We start from the raw sequence: 18,979 nt of genomic DNA, 5'->3' as shown, positions 1-18,979 counted from the left end.
GATGAATGCCTTAAATATCAAGGAGTTTAATGATTGTATAAATATTTTGTCATGTACTTAGGAAAAAAATGATATTATCCCTCATGACCATATTGCTCATCGTTTTAGCAGTTATCAATGTTAAAGCAGAAACCCGACATCCTGCCGGGCCCGATTTGACCGGCAAATACAAACTCCCCAACGGGATAATCATTCGGCTTTTTCAAGTGGAAAATGAATTTTACGGGGAGATTGTTGATGTGACCGACTTTAATGGAGGGCAATTGAAAGACATCAATAATCCCGATAAAAGTAAACGCGAACAATCCCTTATCGGGAAACAAATTATTAGAAATCTTGAATACGATGACAAAACCGAAAAATGGTCAGGAGGTGAAATGTATGCACCGGAAAGAGGAATGTGGGTCGATTTGGAGATAGAGACCATTCATGATGATTACCTGGTTGGCAAAGGATCGAAGTTTTTCTTTTCGAAGAAAGTGGTTTGGGATAGGATTTATTAATTTCGTTCCTGGAACATTTGATTGAGGGAGGTGGAACTTGTAACAGATTAGAATAAATATACAGTGATGAAAAAAATAGTACTTGCCGGTTGCGGCAAACTTGGTAAGATAGTCGTTGATGCTGTAATTCAGGGATTACTGCCTGATTATGAATTGGTAGGAGTGTACTCCCGGACTTCCGAAAGTGCAGTGCGCCTTGCCTTAAAAATGCAAAGCAATGGCAGTGAATGTAAAGCTTGTGGCACATTGGAGGAACTCCTTTCTCTGAATCCCCATTATCTGGTGGAAGCAGCAACTCGTGCAGCAATGAAAGAACTGGCTGTTCCTACTCTAAAAATTGGAACATCCATAATCACATTATCGATTGGGGCTTTAGCAGATACTTCATTTTATGATGAAGTGAAAAAAACAGCTTTGGCCCACGATGCGAAAGTCCATATTGTAAGCGGTGCTACCGGTGGTTTTGATGTGTTAAGAACGGCTGCGCTGATGGGCAATGCTTCGGCAAGTTTCTTTAATGAAAAAGGGGTGAGTGCTCTTCGAAAATCAGCACATTATACCCCTGAAATGGAGACGAGAAACACCGAGGTTTTCTCAGGAACAGCTCGTGAAGCAATCGAAACTTTTCCGACCGGGCTGAATGTGGCTGTGGCTGCTTCCCTGGCAACTGTTGGTCCTGAAAAACTGAAAGTTACCATGCATTCTACCCCTGAGTTTGTCGGGGACAGACAGCGTGTCGAGATTAAAAACAATCAGGTGCATGCTGTAGTGGATGTGTTCAGCGGAACACCTGAAATTGCCGGTTGGTCTGTGGTGAGTACTTTGCGTAATCTGGCTTCGCCTATTGTGTTTTGATGCCTGTGAAAGCCGACAGGTTGTCAATTACTTTATTGCTCAATCGGATGAAAGCCTGACTTGTTCGTCCGGAAGAGACTTCCATACATCTTACGTTGGGATGACTGAGAAGGTGTTCGCCTCCCAGGGCTCCTGTGCTGTCGCATAGGCAAAGATTGTCTTTTTCCAGCCATTTTAGGAAGGGTTTTTCATCCCAGGCTGGGGACAAACCGGTGTTTATTAGAATTTTTTTATTTCCCAATGCCTCAAATTCATGGTTGTGTAGCAAAACAGTGTTTTTGTTGAGGCAGCAAATGATTACCTCATTTTTGCCAAGTAATTGTTGCAGACCAAAAAATTGATATCCTTTAACTTTGGCCTCTTCTTTTTCACTTCTGGCAAAATATGAAATCTCAGCACCCAGAAAATGTAATGCATCAGCAATCATTCCTCCCAGTTTGCCCAGTCCGACGATGCCTACTTTTAGTCCGGTTATTTCCTGAGGCATATTATACCATGGAGTTTGCCCGAATCCATGCAGACAGCGAACCAATTCACTGATTACGTATTCCACGACTCCTTCGTCTCCGTAATCACGAATGCCGGTAACGGTAATCCCCCTGCTTTTAGCGTAATTGATGTCCACGTTGGCGCTTTCGGGGGTGTAGAGAGAGCACGCCATTCCGATGTATTTTACATTCGGACATTTTTCCAGTGACTTTTTTGTCAGCTGCGACGTGTAGCTGAGCATTACCGCATCAGCATCCCCAATCCTGTGGGCAATTTCCTCATCTCCCGCCGGGATGTCAGGATATAATATCACTTCTTTTGCAAAGGAATGTAATTGTTCTTCTGCTTTAGTAATCAGGGATATGGGTTCAATGGCAACTATTTTTTGGAATATCATAATGTTTTTTGAAATCATTTATGTCCGGTTAAAAAAAATCAGATTGCTTAAACAAATCGCTGGTGAAACGAAGCAGTCTAATCCTTAACTTATAAAATTCTCCGGAGAATCGTTGTTGACAATAATAAGGAAACTTTTTGGAAAAATGTAGGTGTTTCAGTGTTTGATGGGAGAATGAAAACTGATATGTTGAAAATAATAATGCTTCATTTTGGTCTCTATGAATTGAACAAACAGGTTTCTGAAGATCCGGCAACGACCGTTGAAAAAAACATTGACATCTTCAGATAATCTTCATAATTTGCGCCCTTGTTAGCCGGAAAGAGCCCCGGTTGCAGACCTTAAATACTAACTCAATTCTTCGTTATGACTGAAAGTTCCAATAAACCGGAGGTTTTTCCCGTTCGGTTTGTTTTAAAAACAGACTACAGTACATCAACCTCTCCTTAGTAAATATCCCTCTATTTACTGTTGAGTAAAATGCTTCATTGAAATTTTTGCAGATCGGTATTGGTTGATCAATAGAAAATCAGCTTTGTTGTTCTTTTTTTGAATCTAACCTGCTTTATTGACTTCATCGAACTTTGTTTCACAGATAATTTATTCCAATGCCCAACTATCTGCGAAAATCAACCGTCCTTAATAAGAAATTTTATATGGATGAAAAATCTTAAACATTCTATGTCCACAAAGAATTATAGTTTGCCTTTACTTCTTGGGAACTTTTTTACTGAAGAAGGGGGGCGGTTAAGCACATGTTCTTTACTTGAATCCATTGATCATCATCTGGAGTTGCTTCTTACCACTTGTCCCGGGGAGCATTATTTCAACAAACAATACGGCACCATGATCTGGGACCTGGATTTTGAACGTGTTGCATCGCGCAGTAAGTGGGAAGAGTCTTTTACCAGCTTTATTTATAAGGCAACCGTTGAAAACGAAAAAAGAATCGTTAATGTTGCTGTCTCCATAAAATTGAGGGAAGTTGTGCGCGAAGAAGGACTTAGCAAAACTGTTGCAGTGCGGCAACGGGTGGATATTTACGTTCTGGGACGTTTGTTGCTAACAGGGGAAAAATGCGGATTTAATTATACTCTCTATCTGGGACCATTATCAAATGAATAAAGTTTGAGAATTATGCAGGACATAAATTTTTCGAAAGAGAGCATCAAGAACCGGATGTTTAAGCGTGTTGCGGCGCTTTGGGAAATTAAGAATATTGACAACCTTGACCCTGTTGTTAAACTGATGATAGAAGGTCTGGCGGGTGAAATATTTAAGCTTTCCGGGGAAATGAAAAATATTGAATCCCGGATACTCGAAAAAGTAGCTCGTGCGCTGACCCCGGCCAATATGGTATCTGTTCGCCCTGCTCATGCCATCATGAGGGTCAATGCTGTAAATGGCATTTCGCAAATAGAAAAAACAACTGAATTTTTTTATAAAAATACAGGTTTCTTAAAGAAAGCAAACCTAAAACGTCTGGGGTTTACTGCTGTCTGTACTCCCCAAATACTTAACGGTAAGGTAGCTGCAATTGTAAATGAAAAGGGATATTATCATTTGGATGATATCCTGACCAGAGATATAGTGGCATGGCCTGAGCAACCATCGCATTTATTGTCACGGAAAATGTGGATTGGTCTTGATCTGGGCAAAGAAATAAGATCCATAGATAATTTATCTTTCTATTTTGATTTTCCCTATATCGAAAATAAGGAAGAATACTTTCGGCTTTTGTCCTATTGTAATTGGCATCAGGGTGGGACCCCCCTTGATGTAAGAACCGGTATTTATTCGTTAACCAATGAGGGGGATGAACGAAAAGAGAGAATTGCACACAAATATGAGTTGTGTAGTATGATTGATGATGATACATTGAACTGGTACCATCACCGGTTTATTACCATTAAAACGCGGCTCCACCATCAAGATGATACCACAGAAGTATTTCCCCGGGAGATCACAGGGCTATTCCCCGATGATGTTGTGCCGCAATCTGCCAAGCCTTTGTTGTGGCTTAAACTTGAATTTCCGCCGTTTTTCACAGAGCATATTATTGATGAGGTGAGGGTAAATATCAATGCATTTCCGGTTGCGAATAAATTTAAGGAACGGATGGAGTATTCCATAAATGAAATGTCAACGGTTGTTCCGCTCATAAAAGGAGAGAATGAATATTTTATTGCTGTCAACTCGGTGACTGATTCTTATGGCAATCATTATTCTGAGCATATCAGTGATATAGATAAAGATAAAAACAGCTTTACCTACTCGTTGAGAAGAGGAGGCTGTGAACGATTTAATTCTGCTGATGCACGTGAATATCTGATAAGACTCATTGATTTATTGCATGATGAAAGCGTGGCTTTTTCAGGTTTAGAAAAGGATACCCTGGCCGAAAGTGCCGGTGACTTATTAGCGCAGATCAATCATTTGGAACATAAAGTGGATTTGGCGAAAAAGAATCAGGAAGTTACTTCATATTTGATTTTGGAGCAGGAAGTTGAAAATGCTCGTATGTTGTTTCCGGAGTATTGGGTTTCAAACGGACCGATGGCGAATGACATTAATGCATCCGAAGATTTATTTTATACTTCTGATGCAGACATCGAGAGAGGAACGGCTCAGTTACTGTCTGCCACCAGGGGCGGTCAAATGGCTCCTGATGCCAATCAGCAAACAGCTATGTATAAGTACCACCTAACATCGCATGGCTCGGTTTACTCCAGGGAAGATATCATAAATTTTTGTCTTAGTCGTTATGGGAATTTTGCTGAAAAAGTAGAAGTGAAACGGGGATATACCACAGGCATAATACCGGGTGAAGGAATCATTCGCACGATTGATGTGCATGTTTTTTCGGCAGAGAAATTGGGTAGCAGAGAGAAAGGATACTTTTCTGAAGAATTATATGCCGACTTGAAACGCTTTTCACCCGATGACTTTAATTACCGGGTCTATGTGCAGTGACTACCGGAAAATATGGTTTGTATTCAGGCAGAGAAAAGAGGTTAAATGATAGATTACCCGGTTTTTTGTCAATGATGCATTATTGTTTGTTGTAAAGGGTCAAAGTTTTTGTTCTTTAAAAAATGGTTTGGGGTAGGATTTATTAATTTCGTTGCTTATTGAGATTGAATTGATAAAAAGTTATCCTATGAAAGATAAAAAAAATATTGCCCTTGTACTTTCCAGCGGCGGAGCCAAAGGTATTGCCCACATTGGAGCCATTGAAGAACTGCAGCGTCAGGGATACAATATTACTTCAGTTTCCGGTTCTTCTATTGGGGCGGTGATTGGCGGACTTCTGGCAATGGGAAGACTTGAGGATTATACCCATTGGATAAAAACCCTGGATCGCAAATCTGTCTGGGGATTAATGGATTTTTCTTTTACCTCCAATGGACTTTTGAAGGGAGAACGTGTTTTTGACAGGATGAAGGAATTCATTCCCGATATTGACATAGAAGAGATGACGCTCCCGTTTACTGCTGTGGCCTCTGATATTCTTAATGAAAAAGAGATTGTATTTGATAAAGGAAGTTTTTACAGAGCAGCGAGGGCCTCTATTGCTATTCCAGCTATGTTTACTCCTGTGAAATACGATGGTACTTTTCTGGTTGATGGAGGTATCCTGAATCCTATTCCCATCGAACATGTCCGTCGGCGGGATAATGATTTGCTGGTTGTTGTAAATTTATACGGAGAAAAGCAACCCAAAGCAGAGTTGGTAGATGAAAGTCAAAAAGAAAAAGAGAAACATGGGGAAGGGGGCTTGTTTGCAGCTTTCTCAAATTTGGTTGCTACCGGAGACAAAAAGAGTCTGGGATACATTTCACTGCTTACCATCAGTTCTGCTGCTATGATTCATAAGCTTGCAAAAATGAATATCGATCGTTTTAAGCCTGATCTTGTTATTGATATTCCTGCCGATTCTGCCAGTACCTTTGATTTTCATCGTTCCGATGAATTGCTTAAATTGGGGGCTGATGCAACTGCAAAAGCCATTTATGCCAAAACTCAGGAAGCTGGATGAAGCTGGTTTATAGTTTGATGATAATTCTGTCAATATACAATTGAGGCATTTCTTTTTATTCTTCTATTGCCAATGATTCTTTCTTTAAATTTTTATTATGAGAATATTCTCATTATATTTGTCTGAACAATAGTTCGTTTATGGCACGACCAAAATCATTGAGAAAGGTGGTGAAGCCACCAGGCTTCAAGGGATATAAGCCTTATGGTAATCAGGATGCTTCAGGAAGTCCGGTTGAGTTGCTTTATGAAGAGTATGAAGCGCTGAAGCTGGCCGATTTTGACCTTATGACACACCTGGAAGCTTCCAAGGTTATGGGTGTTTCCAGGGCGACTTTTGCCCGGATATATGAAAGAGCCAGACGGAAAGTTGCTTTGGCTCTTGTAGAGGTGAAAGAGATAAAAGCTGTTTACGGGCATGCTTATCTTGATAAAAGCTGGCTGATTTGTAACGCCTGTAACGCACGTTTTACACTTCCGCAGACTGCCGGTGAACGTAATTGTCCTGTGTGCAGGTCTTTTAACGTGGTGGCCGTGAAGTAGGCATTAGCATGGTGCATGTAGGAAAGGGCGTGGAGCAAAGGGCACAGGCATACGTGAAAGAGTCCCTAAAGTGATGCGAAAAATGCGGATCCTAAGAATTAAATTATAAGAGTAGTAATTAATCAGAGTTTAGAAGAAACACTTATACGAAGAAAATGAAAACACTAATAACATCAACAGGTGGAAGCATTGATGCTTCTTTTGACAAGCGTTATGGACGTGCAGCGTGGTTTTGTCTTTTGGACGAGGAGTCAGGGAAGACTGAATTCTTTGAAAATGAAAATGTCAATGCCACGGGTGGGGCAGGGACTAAAGCAGCTGAAAAAACTGTAGAACTGGGAGCTCGGAAGGTTATCTCCGGTGATTTTGGTCCAAAAGCCAAAGATTTACTGGATAAATTTAATGTGCAGATGGTCATTATAGAAGAAGATGATCTGACCATTGGTGATATTGTGAAACGAATAAAAGGATAAAATAATGCCAAAAATGGATCATACAGGCCCTGAGGGACAAGGTCCGCGAACGGGAAGAAATCTGGGACGTTGCGCCAAAAAAGATGGAGAAACACCATCTGGCAAAATTGGAGAAGGAATGGGAAAAAGACGCAAAGGCGATTGTGGCGAAGGCAAAGGAAAACGTCTGCGAAGTAATATGCCATAAACAGGTAAGTGTCTTATTATTCAACAAATTGTTGTTTTCTGATATTGTAAGAAGTTGTGTTTTTAATTATTATGAGAATTTTTTTAATCCCCCTTGGGGGGAATATAGGGGGCCATTTTTATGTCCTATAAGATAGCCATCGCCAGCGGCAAGGGAGGCACGGGCAAAACTACTGTTTCTGTTAATCTGCAAAAGGCAATTGCCAGTGAGTTGACATCCGGTGTTTTGCTTGCTGATTGTGATGTGGAGGAACCCAATGATCGGATATTTTTTTCTGATGCGACTATTATCTCTGAGGAAGAGGTTCATCAGATGGTTCCGGAAATTGATACCGATAAATGCACTTTTTGTCGCAAATGTGTAGAGTACTGTGAATTTAATGCCATTGTGGTGTTGCCGCCAGCTGGTTTTGCAGAAGTTAATACTTCTTTGTGTCACTCCTGTGGTGCGTGTAGTGTGGCGTGTCAGGATGGTGCCATTAACGAGAAGCCGGTTCCGGTGGGGGAAATTACCCGTATGGATACAGGGATTGGGGCCGGATTGACAGAAGGAAACCTGAAAGTGGGTTCGGCCATGCAAACACTTATGATCAAAGAACTCAAAAAATCCATCACAGAGGATTATGATGTAGTATTGTATGATGCCCCTCCGGGTACCAGTTGTCCGGTTGTTGAGACAGTAGCCGATGTGGATTATGTGGTTTTAGTCACTGAACCTACGCCTTTTGGCCTGAACGATTTAATGTTGATGGTTGAGTTGCTTGTTAACCTGGATAAACCCTTTGGGGTTGTCATAAATAAAGCAGGTTTGGGGAATCGGGATGTTTATGAGTTTCTGAATGAACAGAATATCGATATCCTGGCTGAAATCCCTTTTAATAAAGCCTATGCAGGGAAGTATGCATCAGGTGATTTGCTTACTGATATTGACCAGGAGACCACCGAATCATATAAAAAAATTGTAAAATCGATAGAAGAGCGTTATCTGCAATATGAAGGAAGTAACTATTTTAAGTGGTAAGGGCGGTGCCGGAAAAACCAGCGTAACGGCTGCCATTGCATCGGTTGCAGAGAATGCTGTTTTTTGCGACAACGATGTGGATGCTGCCGATTTGCATCTGATCTTTAATCCGGAGGTAAAAGAAACACATACGTTCTACGGAGCCTGGATCGCTTCCATTGATGAGGATAAATGCACCAATTGTGGTATCTGTAAATCTCATTGCCACTTTGATGCCATTCATTACAAAGAGGAAGGCGGCTTGTACATCAATCCTTTTCAGTGTGAGGGATGTCGTTTGTGTGAACGGGTTTGTCCGGTAGGAGCTATTACATCCGAAAGGAGTGAGAATAATTTCTGGTACGTTTCCGACAGTCGTTTTGGTCCTTTTGTGCATGCAAAAATGGGGCCGGGTGAAGAGAATTCCGGAAAGCTGGTGACCGAGGTGCGCCGGAAAGCAAGAGAAATTGCGAAAGAGACAGGAGCCGACTTTGTAATTAATGATGGACCTCCGGGAATCGGATGTTCGGCAATATCATCGGTTACAGGAACCAATGCGGTTTTGCTTGTGATAGAACCCACCCGTTCGGGGTTGCATGATGCACAGCGACTTGTGGAACTGGTTGATTCATTTAATATTCCTCTGTTTGCATTTATTAATAAGGATGACATTAATGTGGAAGTTACCCGTGAAATTGAAGATTACCTGGAACAAAATGACATTTCTCTGCTGGGACGATGGAGTTTTGATACAGGTTTGGTAGAGTCCATGATTGAAAAAAAGAGTGTGGTGGAATATTCACCGGATAGCCAAACCACCCGCTCTGGAAGAATGGTGTGGAAACAGATGAAGGAGTTTTTGGAAGTTGGGAGGGTGGTTAGCTCTTAGCTGTTGGCTTTTGTATCGATAAGAGTGTAAAGATGCACGATCGTGCGTCTCTATTTATATCCCCCGCCCCAAAACCCAAAACCCCAAACCCAAAACCCCAAACTCAAAATCCAATTCTCAACATTCAAAACTTTATGATCCATGTCAAACAAAAAAATCATTGTCATTGGTGGCTCTGCCGCCGGTCCTAAAGCAGCCGCCAAAGCGCGCAGGATGGACGAATTTGCAGAAATAACCATGTTTCAGAAAGCTCCTGATTTGTCAATGGCTTCCTGTGGATATCCCTATTTTGTAGGGGGCTTTTTTGATGATCGTAATAAATTGTTGTGTACGCCTACCGGGGTGGTCCGGGATCCTAAGTTTTACTGGAATGCCAAAGGTATCGTGGCAAAAGTAAATACGGAAGTTACGCGTATTGACCGTGAGAGAAAACTGGTGGAATACACCAACCTTGAGACTGGTGAAAAAGGATCTCAGGAATATGATAAGTTGGTCATTACTACCGGTGCAACCCCCAATATGCCTCCAATACCCGGTGTGGAACTGGAAGGAATTACTACTTTGCAATCCATGCAGGATGCCGATTATTTGCGGAAAGTACGTGATGACGGCAAAATAAAGAAAGCTGTGGTTATCGGTGGCGGACTCATTGGTATTGAAACATTGGAGGCGCTACATCTGGCAGGGATAGAATTAACACTGGTAGAATTGTTGCCTCAGTTGCTTGTTTTTCTTGATTGGAAAATGGCTAAGTTGGTGGAGAATTATTTGAAAACAAAAGCAAATGTTATCACTAAAAACGGTGTTTCCGAATTTGTCGGAGAAAACGGGAAACTGACCGCTGTTAAACTTCAGAATGGAACAGAAATTCCTTGTGAGTTGGCCGTCGTTGCGATTGGAGTGCGTCCCAATACTAAACTTGCCAAAGAAGCAGGATTGAATATTGGAGAACTTGGAGGTATTTCTACCAACGAATTTATGCAAACCAATGACCCGGATATTTATGCAGCTGGGGATTGTTGTGAGGTTAAAAATCTCATCACGGGAAAGAATGTGTTGGCTCCTTATGGTGATTTGGCCAACTTGCAGGGACGTGCCGTGGGTGAAAACACTACGAAAGGAAATATCGCTAAATTCCCGGGAACAATACAAACAGGTATATGCAAGCTGTTTGATTATGGAGTTGGCATTACCGGTTTATCGGAGACCAAGGCAATAGAAGCAGGGTTTGATTATGAACGTGTGCTGAATGCAAGTCCTGATAAGCCGGGGTTTATGGATGGGAAATTGTTGATAACTAAATTGGTAGTTGATCGAGAGAGCAGGAAGATACTTGGTGCTCAGGTTTTGGGCCCCGGAGATGTAAGCAAGCAGTTAGCCATCTGGGCGACTGCCATTAAAGGTAAACTAACAGTAGATGACATGGTCAATGCCGACCTGCCTTATGCACCACCATTCTCTCTGGCCATCGACCACAGTATCGCCACGGCACATATCATGCAAAACAAACTGGAGGGAATCTTTGACGGAATTTCTTCGGTTGATTTGAAAGCTAAATTGGATAAGGGGGAGGACTTGTTTATCCTGGATGCCCGTGGAGCCGATGAGTACGAACAAATGCGTCTGGGCATCGGCGAAACCCTGATTCCCATCGGAAAACTGAGGGAACGGCTTCATGAGTTGCCACAGGACAAAAATAAAGAAATTGTCACCTTGTGTAAGATTTCATTACGTGGTTACGAGGCAGCTGTGCTGTTGAAACATCACGGTTATAAAAATGTGAAAATCCTTGAGGGAGGAATCGCAGCATGGCCTTTTGAACGGGAGAAATAATCTGTATATTACTTTTGAGAGTTTGTTGAAGCCCGGGCAGAGTTGATTTTCTGTCCGGGTTTTTATTAACTATTCCGACTAATCACTTCCAGCTTTTTTATATTCTTTATTTCAATATCTTTTTTCTTTAGTTCCACAATCCCTTCGCTTTCAAATTCTTTCAAAAACTTAATGGTGCTTTCGGTGGAGATGGCGGCAAAATCGGCGATGTCCTGGCGGGTGAGGTGTTGAAATACCTGTTCCTGCATAAACGATTCAGAAGAGAGGTAGAGCAGGGCAGAGGCCAGTTTGCCGCGCATCTGCTTATATGAAAGATTCCCAATCACATCCAGGAGTTGTTTTTCGTTGCGACAATTCCGGGATACAATCCGAAGGGCAAAGTCAGCGTTGTTTTGCAGTAAATTACGGAGGGCATCTTTTTCTATCATACATACCCAGGCATCTTTTACTGCAAGGGCTGAATAGTTATAGGTGGTCTCTCCAAAAACAGAACTGAACGACAGAAAATCGCCAGGACCGGCCATTCGAATATTGAGCTGTCGGTTGTGACCGGTTTGCAGATACACCCGAACTAAACCACTCAACACATACGTGACATGCGGAGAAAAAGCACCCTGCTTAAAAATATTCTCTCCTTTCAGATATTGAACCCTTGTCTTACTGTCGCTGAGTTTCTCCAGTTCTTCGGGATAAAGTCCCTGAAAACAGGCAGCTGAGTCAAATATGCTCTCGGTATTTATTTTATCAGGCATGTAGCGTTCATTTTAAAGAATTTGATGGTAAAGTTAAGGAAAAAATGGTGGTAGACGTCCCCCTAAATCCCCCCAAATAGGACTTTGAAATGTATAATGAGTTCTGAATTGACCTCAGAGTTTAGATGTTGTTCACACAGCCCAAAACCCGAACACAGAACCCAAAATTAAAAACGCCAAAACTAAAAACCCTTTCATGACATAAAAAAAGCTGAAAAATTTCAGTTTTGAACCCGGAATGCTCCAGCCCTTATTTATTGGGCTGCTCAGGCGGACGTAGTATGTTTGCAATGTCAAATAAACGATGTCTCAATGATGAAATCGACATCAAATTGTAAACAAACAAAAAGTATAGTAATATGAAAATGTTGCAAACAGAAATCCAGGAGATTGAATCAGCCGATGAGCTGCAAAAAATTATTTCAGAAAATGATAACGTGATGGTATGCTGTGGACGTATGGGCCCCATGTGTATTCCCGTCTATGATGCTATGGAAGAGTTGGAAGAGGAGCGTGAGAATGTGAAGTTTTACTCGATGGCTTTCGATAATCCTGAAGCGCACGTAATTCGCAATGCACCCGAGGCACAGGGATTCATGGGACTGCCCTTTACTATGTATTACAAAAACGGTAAGGTAGCAAATGCCACCAGCAGTATTCAAAGCATGGATCAGATTACCAGTGTACTAGACGAACATTTCAACTAATATGAACGATACATACGACGTAATGATTATCGGAGCAGGAGCTGCGGGCCTCACAGCCGGCATCTACGCCTCCCGTGCCCGGTTGTCAACGCTGATATTGAATGACGGAGCTATCGGAGGACAAATGGTGCTGACCAATGAGGTGGCCAACTATCCCGGTGTGGAGACGACCAATGGTTATGTGCTGGCCAATACCATGAAGAAACAAGCCAAATCCTTTGGTTGTAAAATCAAGTCAAATGCAAAAATAGCCCGTTACCATCTGGAAGGTGATGTGAAGTCGGTGGAGTTGGAAGATGGTCGTACCTTCAGTGCAAAGACAGTGATTCTGACACCGGGAGGTCGTCCCCGTTCGTTGGGAATTCCCGGTGAGGATACTTTTAAAGGAACTGGGATTTCGTATTGTGCTACGTGCGACGGCGATTTCTTTAGGGATAAGGAGATTGCGGTGATTGGCGGCGGAAATTCAGCACTAGAGGAGGCAGTGACACTGACCAACTTTGCATCAAAAGTGACTATTGTGCATCAGTTTGATCATTTTCAGGCATTTGAACATGCAGTGGAGGAGGCTCGGAAAAATCTGAAAATAGAATTTGTGATGGAATCTGAACCCCGCGAATTCTCGGGAAACGGTTCGTTGCAGAGCCTTACCGTGGAGCATCTTCCCACAGGTGAAAAGAAAAATATTGCAGTAGACGGAACCTTTATTTTTATTGGTTACCTGCCCAATACTGAACCATTCAAAGGCTTGGTAGAGTTGAATGAGCGCAACGAATTTGTAGTTGATGGTGAGATGAAGACAAGCATTCCCGGAGTGTTTGCTGCCGGGGATTGCATCAACAAACGATACAGACAGATTACCACAGCAACAGCTGAAGGTACCGTCGCAGCACTGAGTGCTTCAGAATACCTCAGACAGATGTAGTTTTTTGAATTGTTTCTAAAAACCCAAAGATGGAAGAGGCCGGTTCGATGTTGTTCGAACCGGTCTTTTTTGATTTATTTGGATGCGAAATGGCCCGCTGTTTTAGTAGTTTTTGATTAATTAATTTAAGTTTAACTAAAAAGCAAAGTTCGGTGTCTGGCCAAAAAAGGCAAGTTGCAAAGCCTGCCCCGATTTTTTTTTCGGGGGCTTGCGACTACGTGCCACCTATAGCTTTAGCGGTGGGCACAAGACACAAAAAAGGGAGTCCCGAAGTAGCTTTTGTAAGGTTTTTTGAACAAAAAACCAACGAAAAGCACAATCGGGATGAGGTTTTTGGTGGCAAGCTTAACGCAGCAAATGGTGCTTTATGGACTGACACCTTTTAGAAACTCATATCTTCACCACCGCCATCATCTCCTCCATCTCTGCTTCCGCCACCCTGACGTTTATTTTGGTTCAGTCGATAGATAAATGAAAGTCTGAATTCCCGGGTGCTCCAGCGAAACTGGTTGTTCGATATGAGATTAGGTTGATGGATTTCGTAGCGGAATTTTCGGCTGTTCAGCACATCTCGCACATTGAAGGTGAGCGTTCCTTTTCCTTTCAGGATGTCTTTACTCAGAGACATATGCATCATATAAAAAGGTTTCCGGATTCCCTGGGTGGTCTCTTGTTCTCCCCGATAGAAGAAAGTGGTCTGAAAGCTCAGATCATTGTTCCAGCGCATACGGGAATTGAGACGGGTATCCCAGGAGTAGGTGTCGCTTTCTAAATCCTGAACAATTCCATTCTCTTCGAAACTTCCTTCAGTTTGCATACGATAGAAATTGACATTTCCTGAAAGATTCCACCATTTCCAGGGCTCGACTGAAACATTCGCTTCGGCTCCGTAGGCATGACGTTCGGCCAGATTTCGCGGCTCAGAAATGGTAATGCCATCGTCTGTTACAAAATTGATGCGTTCTTCTACTCCGGTGGTGTATCGGTAATAAACTCCGGCATAGTATGATGCCTGTCCCGGTGTATAGACATATCCACTTTCGTAGGCATCGGTATATTCGGGTTCCAACTCCGGATTTCCGCGACGGATATTCCGGGCATCACTTAGGCCGAAGAACGGGTTCAGGTGCCAGAAATGAGGCCGGTCGATACGTCTGCTGTAGCTGATCTGCCATGAGTTGTAATTATTGAAATGGTAGGTTGTGTGGATGGTAGGGAAAAAATCAAGATATGAACGGTCGTTTTCCTCTCCTGTTGTTTTCAGGAGGGTTGTTATCCCTGTATATTCCCCACGTAACCCCAGTTGGGCGCTGATGGGGCCCCACTTGTTGGCTCCCTGAAGGTAGAGCGCTACCACATTCTCATCATAACTGAAATCATTGGTATATTCCGGGTCATTCACCCAGTTCCCGGATTCGTTACGATTCTGCACTTCATAAGGATTGTCAATAACCCGGAATTCTCCGCGTGTCCCGGCCTCAAAGCGGCCGTTCTCACTAAAAGGATAGACATAATCGGCCTGAAACATATAATTCTCTTCTTTTTCTTCGTTCAGCACCTGCTGATAAATGATGTCATCAAGGGTGCCGGTTTCCGAGAGAAGCATTTCTTCTTCAATCTCAGAATCTTCTGTTTCATCATCGAGGATATATTGTGTAAAGATGTTGAGTTTATGTTCCTCATTTTGCGGATCGAATACTTTCTCAAAGTTCAAAGAGAATTCCACATCCCATTCTGTTTCAATCTCTTCATCGTATCGTCGGGTGCGTTCAAAGAGCGTTCCGGGCTCACCATTGTTGTCGTAATAGTCCTGATAGACCACATCGGTGTAATTTTTATCCGTGTCGTAGTCGAACATACCGGCAGCGGTGAGGGTGGTGGTGCTGTTAATGAAAAAGTCGGCACCTCCCCTCAGATTGTTGGAGAGACCTTTTCGTTCCCTGTCGCGGTCGAGTCGTGTATGAAAGGGCGTCTCTACCAATGGGAAAAACTGATTGGAGTAACCTTCTCCCAATCGGTTTCCGTATCGAAGGCCGTAATTGAAAAAGTAATTGATTTTTTCGCGTCTGAAATTTACATTGGCTCCAAACTGGTAACGTTCGGGAGAGGCCACAGAGGCTTCAAAAGAGCCATTTACTCCTCTACGTTCGTCTTTCTTCAAAACAATGTTGATAATTCCTACCATACCGGCAGCTTCGTACCTGGCACTGGGGTTGGTAATTACTTCTACGCGCTCAATCATATTTCCCTGCAAAGCCTGGAGCGCACTTGCATCTCCCGAGTTGACAAGTCCTGATGGTTTTCCGTCAATCAACATACGCACCCCGCCACTGCCTCTCAGGGAAATGTTCCCTTCGGCATCTACCGCCACCGTGGGGATGTTGTCCAGAATTTCCGCAGCTGAGTTTCCTGTGTTGCTCAGATCTTTCCCTACGTTGAAGATTTTGCGATCTACTCCGATTACCATCTCGCTTTTTTCACCCCGAACGGTTACTTCGTTCAGATTGGTTGTGGCGGATTGCAATCGGATGGTTCCTAAATCCACGGAAGCCTTGCGATTGGCAATATTGACGTCTTCGATGGTACGTTTTTCATAAGATACAAACTGAACCTCCACATAATAATCGCCGGGATTCAGTTCAAACAGAAACTCTCCTTTGGCATCCGTAATACCACCATCCACCAATGATGAATCAGTTGTGAAAATAGAAACAGTGGCAAATTCGAGTGGCGCATTTTCTGAGGCATCCATAACTTTTCCCGTTATTTTGCCTTTTGCTGCCGGAGGTGGTGCCGACTGACTATAAAGATTTATGCTGATTAGGGAAAGTATGGTAAGAAAGAAAAAGCATCTTTGCATCATAACAATTTATTTTATGTTATTGTATTTCGGTAATTTAGATGCTTTTGTCCTGAAATAGTTTAATCTTTTGATGCGTTAAGATGTGTTAATGCTTCTGATTTGTAAGGAATGACCCTTCAGGTTAATAAAACGGTTAATGTGAACGGATTTCCCAATTTTGTTTGTACTAAAGGGAAATAGTTCTGATATTTCTGATGTGAAAAATCAACTTTATTAAATCTTCTGATTATGAAAACGACTGTATTTTTATTCTTTTTAACAGTTTCTTTAATGGCAGGCTGTACGCAGCCACAGAACAGGCTTACAGAGGAAGAACATAGAGACGGGTGGCAACTTCTTTTCGATGGCTCTTCAACAAATGGTTGGCATATGTTTAATGATTCTGGTGAGGTTACCGGATGGACTGTTGAAGATCAGTGTCTGGTCGCCTTGGGTAAAGGAGGGGACATTGGTGGTGATATTGTTTCAGAGCGCCAATTCCAAAACTTTGAACTTAAGTGGGATTGGAAAATAGAGGCTCAGGGAAACAGTGGTGTAATGTATCATGTTATTGAAGATAAAAAATTCGGGGCACCTTATCTTACCGGACCGGAATACCAGATGATAGATGATTTCGAATTCCCTCAGGAACTGGCGGATTGGCAGTTGACGGGTGCCGATTATGCTATGCATATTGCTGATCCGGAGAAAAAGATTATAAAAAAGGCCGGGGAGTGGAATACTTCACGTATAGTTTTTGACAATGGAAATGTTGCACACTGGCTCAATGGTGTGAAGATTGTTGAGTTTGAAGCATGGACAGATAAATGGTTCGAGTTAAAAAACAGTGGGAAATGGGAAAATGCACCGGAGTACGGTTTGGCGCAAAAAGGAAAGTTCTGTCTGCAGGATCACGGCAGTAAAACCTGGTTCAGAAATATAAAAGTCAAAGAGCTTCCTGACAAACCAAAGTCCTTTGGTCTTTTTAACGGGGAAAACCTTCATGGATGGACAGAGTTTGGGAATGAAAAATGGTATGTTGAAGAAGGTGCTATTATTGGAGAAAACGGGCCTGAAAAAGAGTATGGCTATCTTGCTACAAGAAGGTATTTTGATGACTTTGATCTTACCTTTGAATTTAAGCAGGTGAAAGATGGTAACAGCGGATTATTTTTCAGAAGCGTTTTGGAAGGAACAAAAATAACCGGTTGGCAAGTGGAAATTGCACCCCCGGGAAAGGATTCCGGTGGTGTTTATGAATCGTATGGCAGGGGCTGGCTCATTCAAATACCTGAAGAAAAAGAAGATCTACTGAATTATGGCGAGTGGAATAACCTGAGAATAAGACTGGAAGGCTCAAGAGTAACTACCTGGCTTAATGGAGAACAAATGGCAGATCTGGAAGATGAAAAGATTGGTCGGGCCCAGGGGCGTATCGCGTTGCAAATACATTCTGATTCAAATGTTAAGATAATGTTCAGAGATTTGAAGCTTCAGGAGTTGTAAGTTGAAGAAAATAACAATTGCCAAAAAAAGCCGGCGGACACGTTTGTCCACCGGCTTTCCTAACTTAAACCTAACCCAAAAGTTCAAAAAAAGGTAAATCTAATTCATGAATTAGATTTACTGGTCGTTGATATCTATATCCAATACTGTTTCCTCAAGACTTTCAACCTGAATATCTTCCAAAACCTTCAGTACCTGGCTGAATTCACCCTCCAGGGTTTCAACAACGATTAAATCGTAAGCTCCCGGAGCCAAAAATGCCAAGGTGTAATTACCTTCTTCATCAACTTTCCAGTTGGTAACGGCATTGGAAAAACGGACTGCTTCTTCTTCCGGTTCTGCAGCTTCTTCTTCTGTATAAATACCATCTTCATAGGCATAAACCATTATGCTGCTTCCTTCGGGAATATTGGTGACAGTTCCCGAGATGCTTCCCGCCTGATTGTCCGCAATCAGCCGAATGGTGGGCTTGAGAATGTATTTGCCCGAATTGCCGGCTTTAACAACTGATTTTCGTGCGTCGAAATCGGCTGTAACGGCTATCTGCCCATTCACAGGAACCGTGAAGTTACCGGTGGCTTTGTACCCGGTTTGAGCTCCGCTGGGTACGAAAAGTGGTTGGGTAGAGCCATCTTCAAATTCCAGGTAGCATCCGGGGTTGGCCATTGCCGATGCAGGCACTCCAACAGGCAAATCTAAAATAAAGCGCAGTTGGGTATAATTACCTGATCCTAATTCAAATTGTCCCAATAATTCGGATTCGCCTCCCGTCAACTCCAATAAATTAAATGTATCCGGTTCAAATCCTTCAAACGATTTCCATTCTTCACCTTCCACGTGATACTGCACTTCTTTAACGGCAATATTGACTGCCGTGATGCCATCCGTATCAACCGGAGCATCTGTTATTGAAAGTTTCAAAGTACCTGTTCCTGAGGTTGAATTTCCATCCTCATTACAGGATAAAAATAGAAATGGTGTAATTAACCCGATTGTCAGAAAGATTAATTTCTTCATAATTGCCCTTGATTTTTTAGTTAA

18 protein-coding genes are annotated in these 18,979 nt (G+C 42.4%); 14 read left to right on the top strand and 4 right to left on the bottom strand.

The window, feature by feature from the left end; translation table 11 throughout:
* Positions 1-68 precede the first annotated feature (68 nt).
* Together W7W_RS0113120 and W7W_RS0113115 are read left to right on the top strand one after the other, a co-directional pair.
* Positions 69-503 carry a DUF2147 domain-containing protein gene (locus W7W_RS0113120; RefSeq protein WP_148660969.1) on the top strand — a complete coding sequence of 145 codons (435 nt, stop codon included), beginning with the start codon at positions 69-71 and terminating at the stop codon, positions 501-503.
* Positions 504-569: 66 nt separating this feature from the next.
* Entirely contained in the window at positions 570-1,358 is a 789-nt protein-coding gene (locus W7W_RS0113115; protein WP_010664187.1) for an aspartate dehydrogenase domain-containing protein, read from the top strand.
* On the opposite strand, the gene W7W_RS0113110 is transcribed toward W7W_RS0113115, so the two are convergent.
* Positions 1,345-2,244, bottom strand: a complete 900-nt coding sequence (locus tag W7W_RS0113110; protein ID WP_010664186.1) for an NAD(P)-dependent oxidoreductase — start codon at positions 2,242-2,244, stop codon at positions 1,345-1,347. The genes W7W_RS0113115 and W7W_RS0113110 overlap by 14 nt on opposite strands.
* Positions 2,245-2,904: 660 nt before the next feature.
* On the opposite strand from W7W_RS0113110, the gene W7W_RS0113100 reads away from it, so the two are divergent.
* From W7W_RS0113100 to W7W_RS0113055, 9 genes are all read left to right on the top strand, one after another.
* On the top strand, positions 2,905-3,369 hold the full coding sequence (locus W7W_RS0113100) for a GPW/gp25 family protein (protein WP_199898131.1): 465 nt from the start codon (positions 2,905-2,907) through the stop codon (positions 3,367-3,369).
* Between the two features lie 12 nt (positions 3,370-3,381).
* Entirely contained in the window at positions 3,382-5,217 is a 1,836-nt protein-coding gene (locus tag W7W_RS0113095) for a type VI secretion system baseplate subunit TssF (protein WP_010664184.1), read from the top strand.
* Between the two features lie 187 nt (positions 5,218-5,404).
* Positions 5,405-6,283: a patatin-like phospholipase family protein gene (locus W7W_RS0113090; protein ID WP_010664183.1), complete on the top strand. Its 879-nt coding sequence runs from the start codon at positions 5,405-5,407 to the stop codon at positions 6,281-6,283.
* A gap of 140 nt (positions 6,284-6,423) precedes the next feature.
* Positions 6,424-6,825, top strand: a complete 402-nt coding sequence (locus W7W_RS0113085; protein ID WP_010664182.1) for a DUF134 domain-containing protein — start codon at positions 6,424-6,426, stop codon at positions 6,823-6,825.
* A 155-nt stretch (positions 6,826-6,980) separates the two neighbouring features.
* Positions 6,981-7,298: a NifB/NifX family molybdenum-iron cluster-binding protein gene (locus tag W7W_RS0113080; RefSeq protein ID WP_010664181.1), complete on the top strand. Its 318-nt coding sequence runs from the start codon at positions 6,981-6,983 to the stop codon at positions 7,296-7,298.
* A gap of 13 nt (positions 7,299-7,311) precedes the next feature.
* The gene (locus W7W_RS0113075; RefSeq protein ID WP_234409073.1) at positions 7,312-7,485 is read left to right on the top strand and encodes a DUF5320 domain-containing protein; all 174 of its coding nucleotides are present in this window, start codon (positions 7,312-7,314) and stop codon (positions 7,483-7,485) included.
* Positions 7,486-7,605: 120 nt separating this feature from the next.
* Positions 7,606-8,505: an ATP-binding protein gene (locus W7W_RS0113070; RefSeq protein WP_010664180.1), complete on the top strand. Its 900-nt coding sequence runs from the start codon at positions 7,606-7,608 to the stop codon at positions 8,503-8,505.
* Positions 8,477-9,373: an ATP-binding protein gene (locus W7W_RS0113065; RefSeq protein WP_010664179.1), complete on the top strand. Its 897-nt coding sequence runs from the start codon at positions 8,477-8,479 to the stop codon at positions 9,371-9,373. The genes W7W_RS0113070 and W7W_RS0113065 overlap by 29 nt, the downstream gene beginning before the upstream one ends.
* Before the next feature lie 141 nt (positions 9,374-9,514).
* A complete protein-coding gene (locus tag W7W_RS0113055) occupies positions 9,515-11,206 on the top strand; it encodes an FAD-dependent oxidoreductase (RefSeq protein ID WP_010664178.1) in 1,692 nt (563 codons plus the stop codon).
* A gap of 65 nt (positions 11,207-11,271) precedes the next feature.
* On the opposite strand, the gene W7W_RS0113050 is transcribed toward W7W_RS0113055, so the two are convergent.
* Positions 11,272-11,958 carry a Crp/Fnr family transcriptional regulator gene (locus tag W7W_RS0113050; RefSeq protein ID WP_010664177.1) on the bottom strand — a complete coding sequence of 229 codons (687 nt, stop codon included), beginning with the start codon at positions 11,956-11,958 and terminating at the stop codon, positions 11,272-11,274.
* A gap of 359 nt (positions 11,959-12,317) precedes the next feature.
* On the opposite strand from W7W_RS0113050, the gene W7W_RS0113045 reads away from it, so the two are divergent.
* Positions 12,318-12,665 carry a YbbN family protein gene (locus W7W_RS0113045; protein WP_010664176.1) on the top strand — a complete coding sequence of 116 codons (348 nt, stop codon included), beginning with the start codon at positions 12,318-12,320 and terminating at the stop codon, positions 12,663-12,665.
* A gap of 1 nt (position 12,666) precedes the next feature.
* On the top strand, positions 12,667-13,590 hold the full coding sequence (trxB, locus tag W7W_RS0113040) for a thioredoxin-disulfide reductase (RefSeq protein ID WP_010664175.1): 924 nt from the start codon (positions 12,667-12,669) through the stop codon (positions 13,588-13,590).
* A 382-nt stretch (positions 13,591-13,972) separates the two neighbouring features.
* Here trxB and W7W_RS0113025 read toward each other — a convergent pair whose 3' ends face one another.
* Positions 13,973-16,453: an outer membrane beta-barrel family protein gene (locus W7W_RS0113025; RefSeq protein ID WP_238532138.1), complete on the bottom strand. Its 2,481-nt coding sequence runs from the start codon at positions 16,451-16,453 to the stop codon at positions 13,973-13,975.
* 228 nt (positions 16,454-16,681) lie between these two features.
* On the opposite strand from W7W_RS0113025, the gene W7W_RS0113020 reads away from it, so the two are divergent.
* Positions 16,682-17,938, top strand: a complete 1,257-nt coding sequence (locus tag W7W_RS0113020; protein ID WP_010664172.1) for a 3-keto-disaccharide hydrolase — start codon at positions 16,682-16,684, stop codon at positions 17,936-17,938.
* Between the two features lie 117 nt (positions 17,939-18,055).
* Here W7W_RS0113020 and W7W_RS0113015 read toward each other — a convergent pair whose 3' ends face one another.
* Positions 18,056-18,955: a DUF4382 domain-containing protein gene (locus tag W7W_RS0113015; protein WP_010664171.1), complete on the bottom strand. Its 900-nt coding sequence runs from the start codon at positions 18,953-18,955 to the stop codon at positions 18,056-18,058.
* Positions 18,956-18,979: the final 24 nt, after the last annotated feature.

The organism is Marinilabilia salmonicolor JCM 21150 (assembly GCF_000259075.1).
GTDB lineage: Bacteria > Bacteroidota > Bacteroidia > Bacteroidales > Marinilabiliaceae > Marinilabilia > Marinilabilia salmonicolor.
This window is presented reverse-complemented; position numbering and strand designations above follow the sequence as displayed.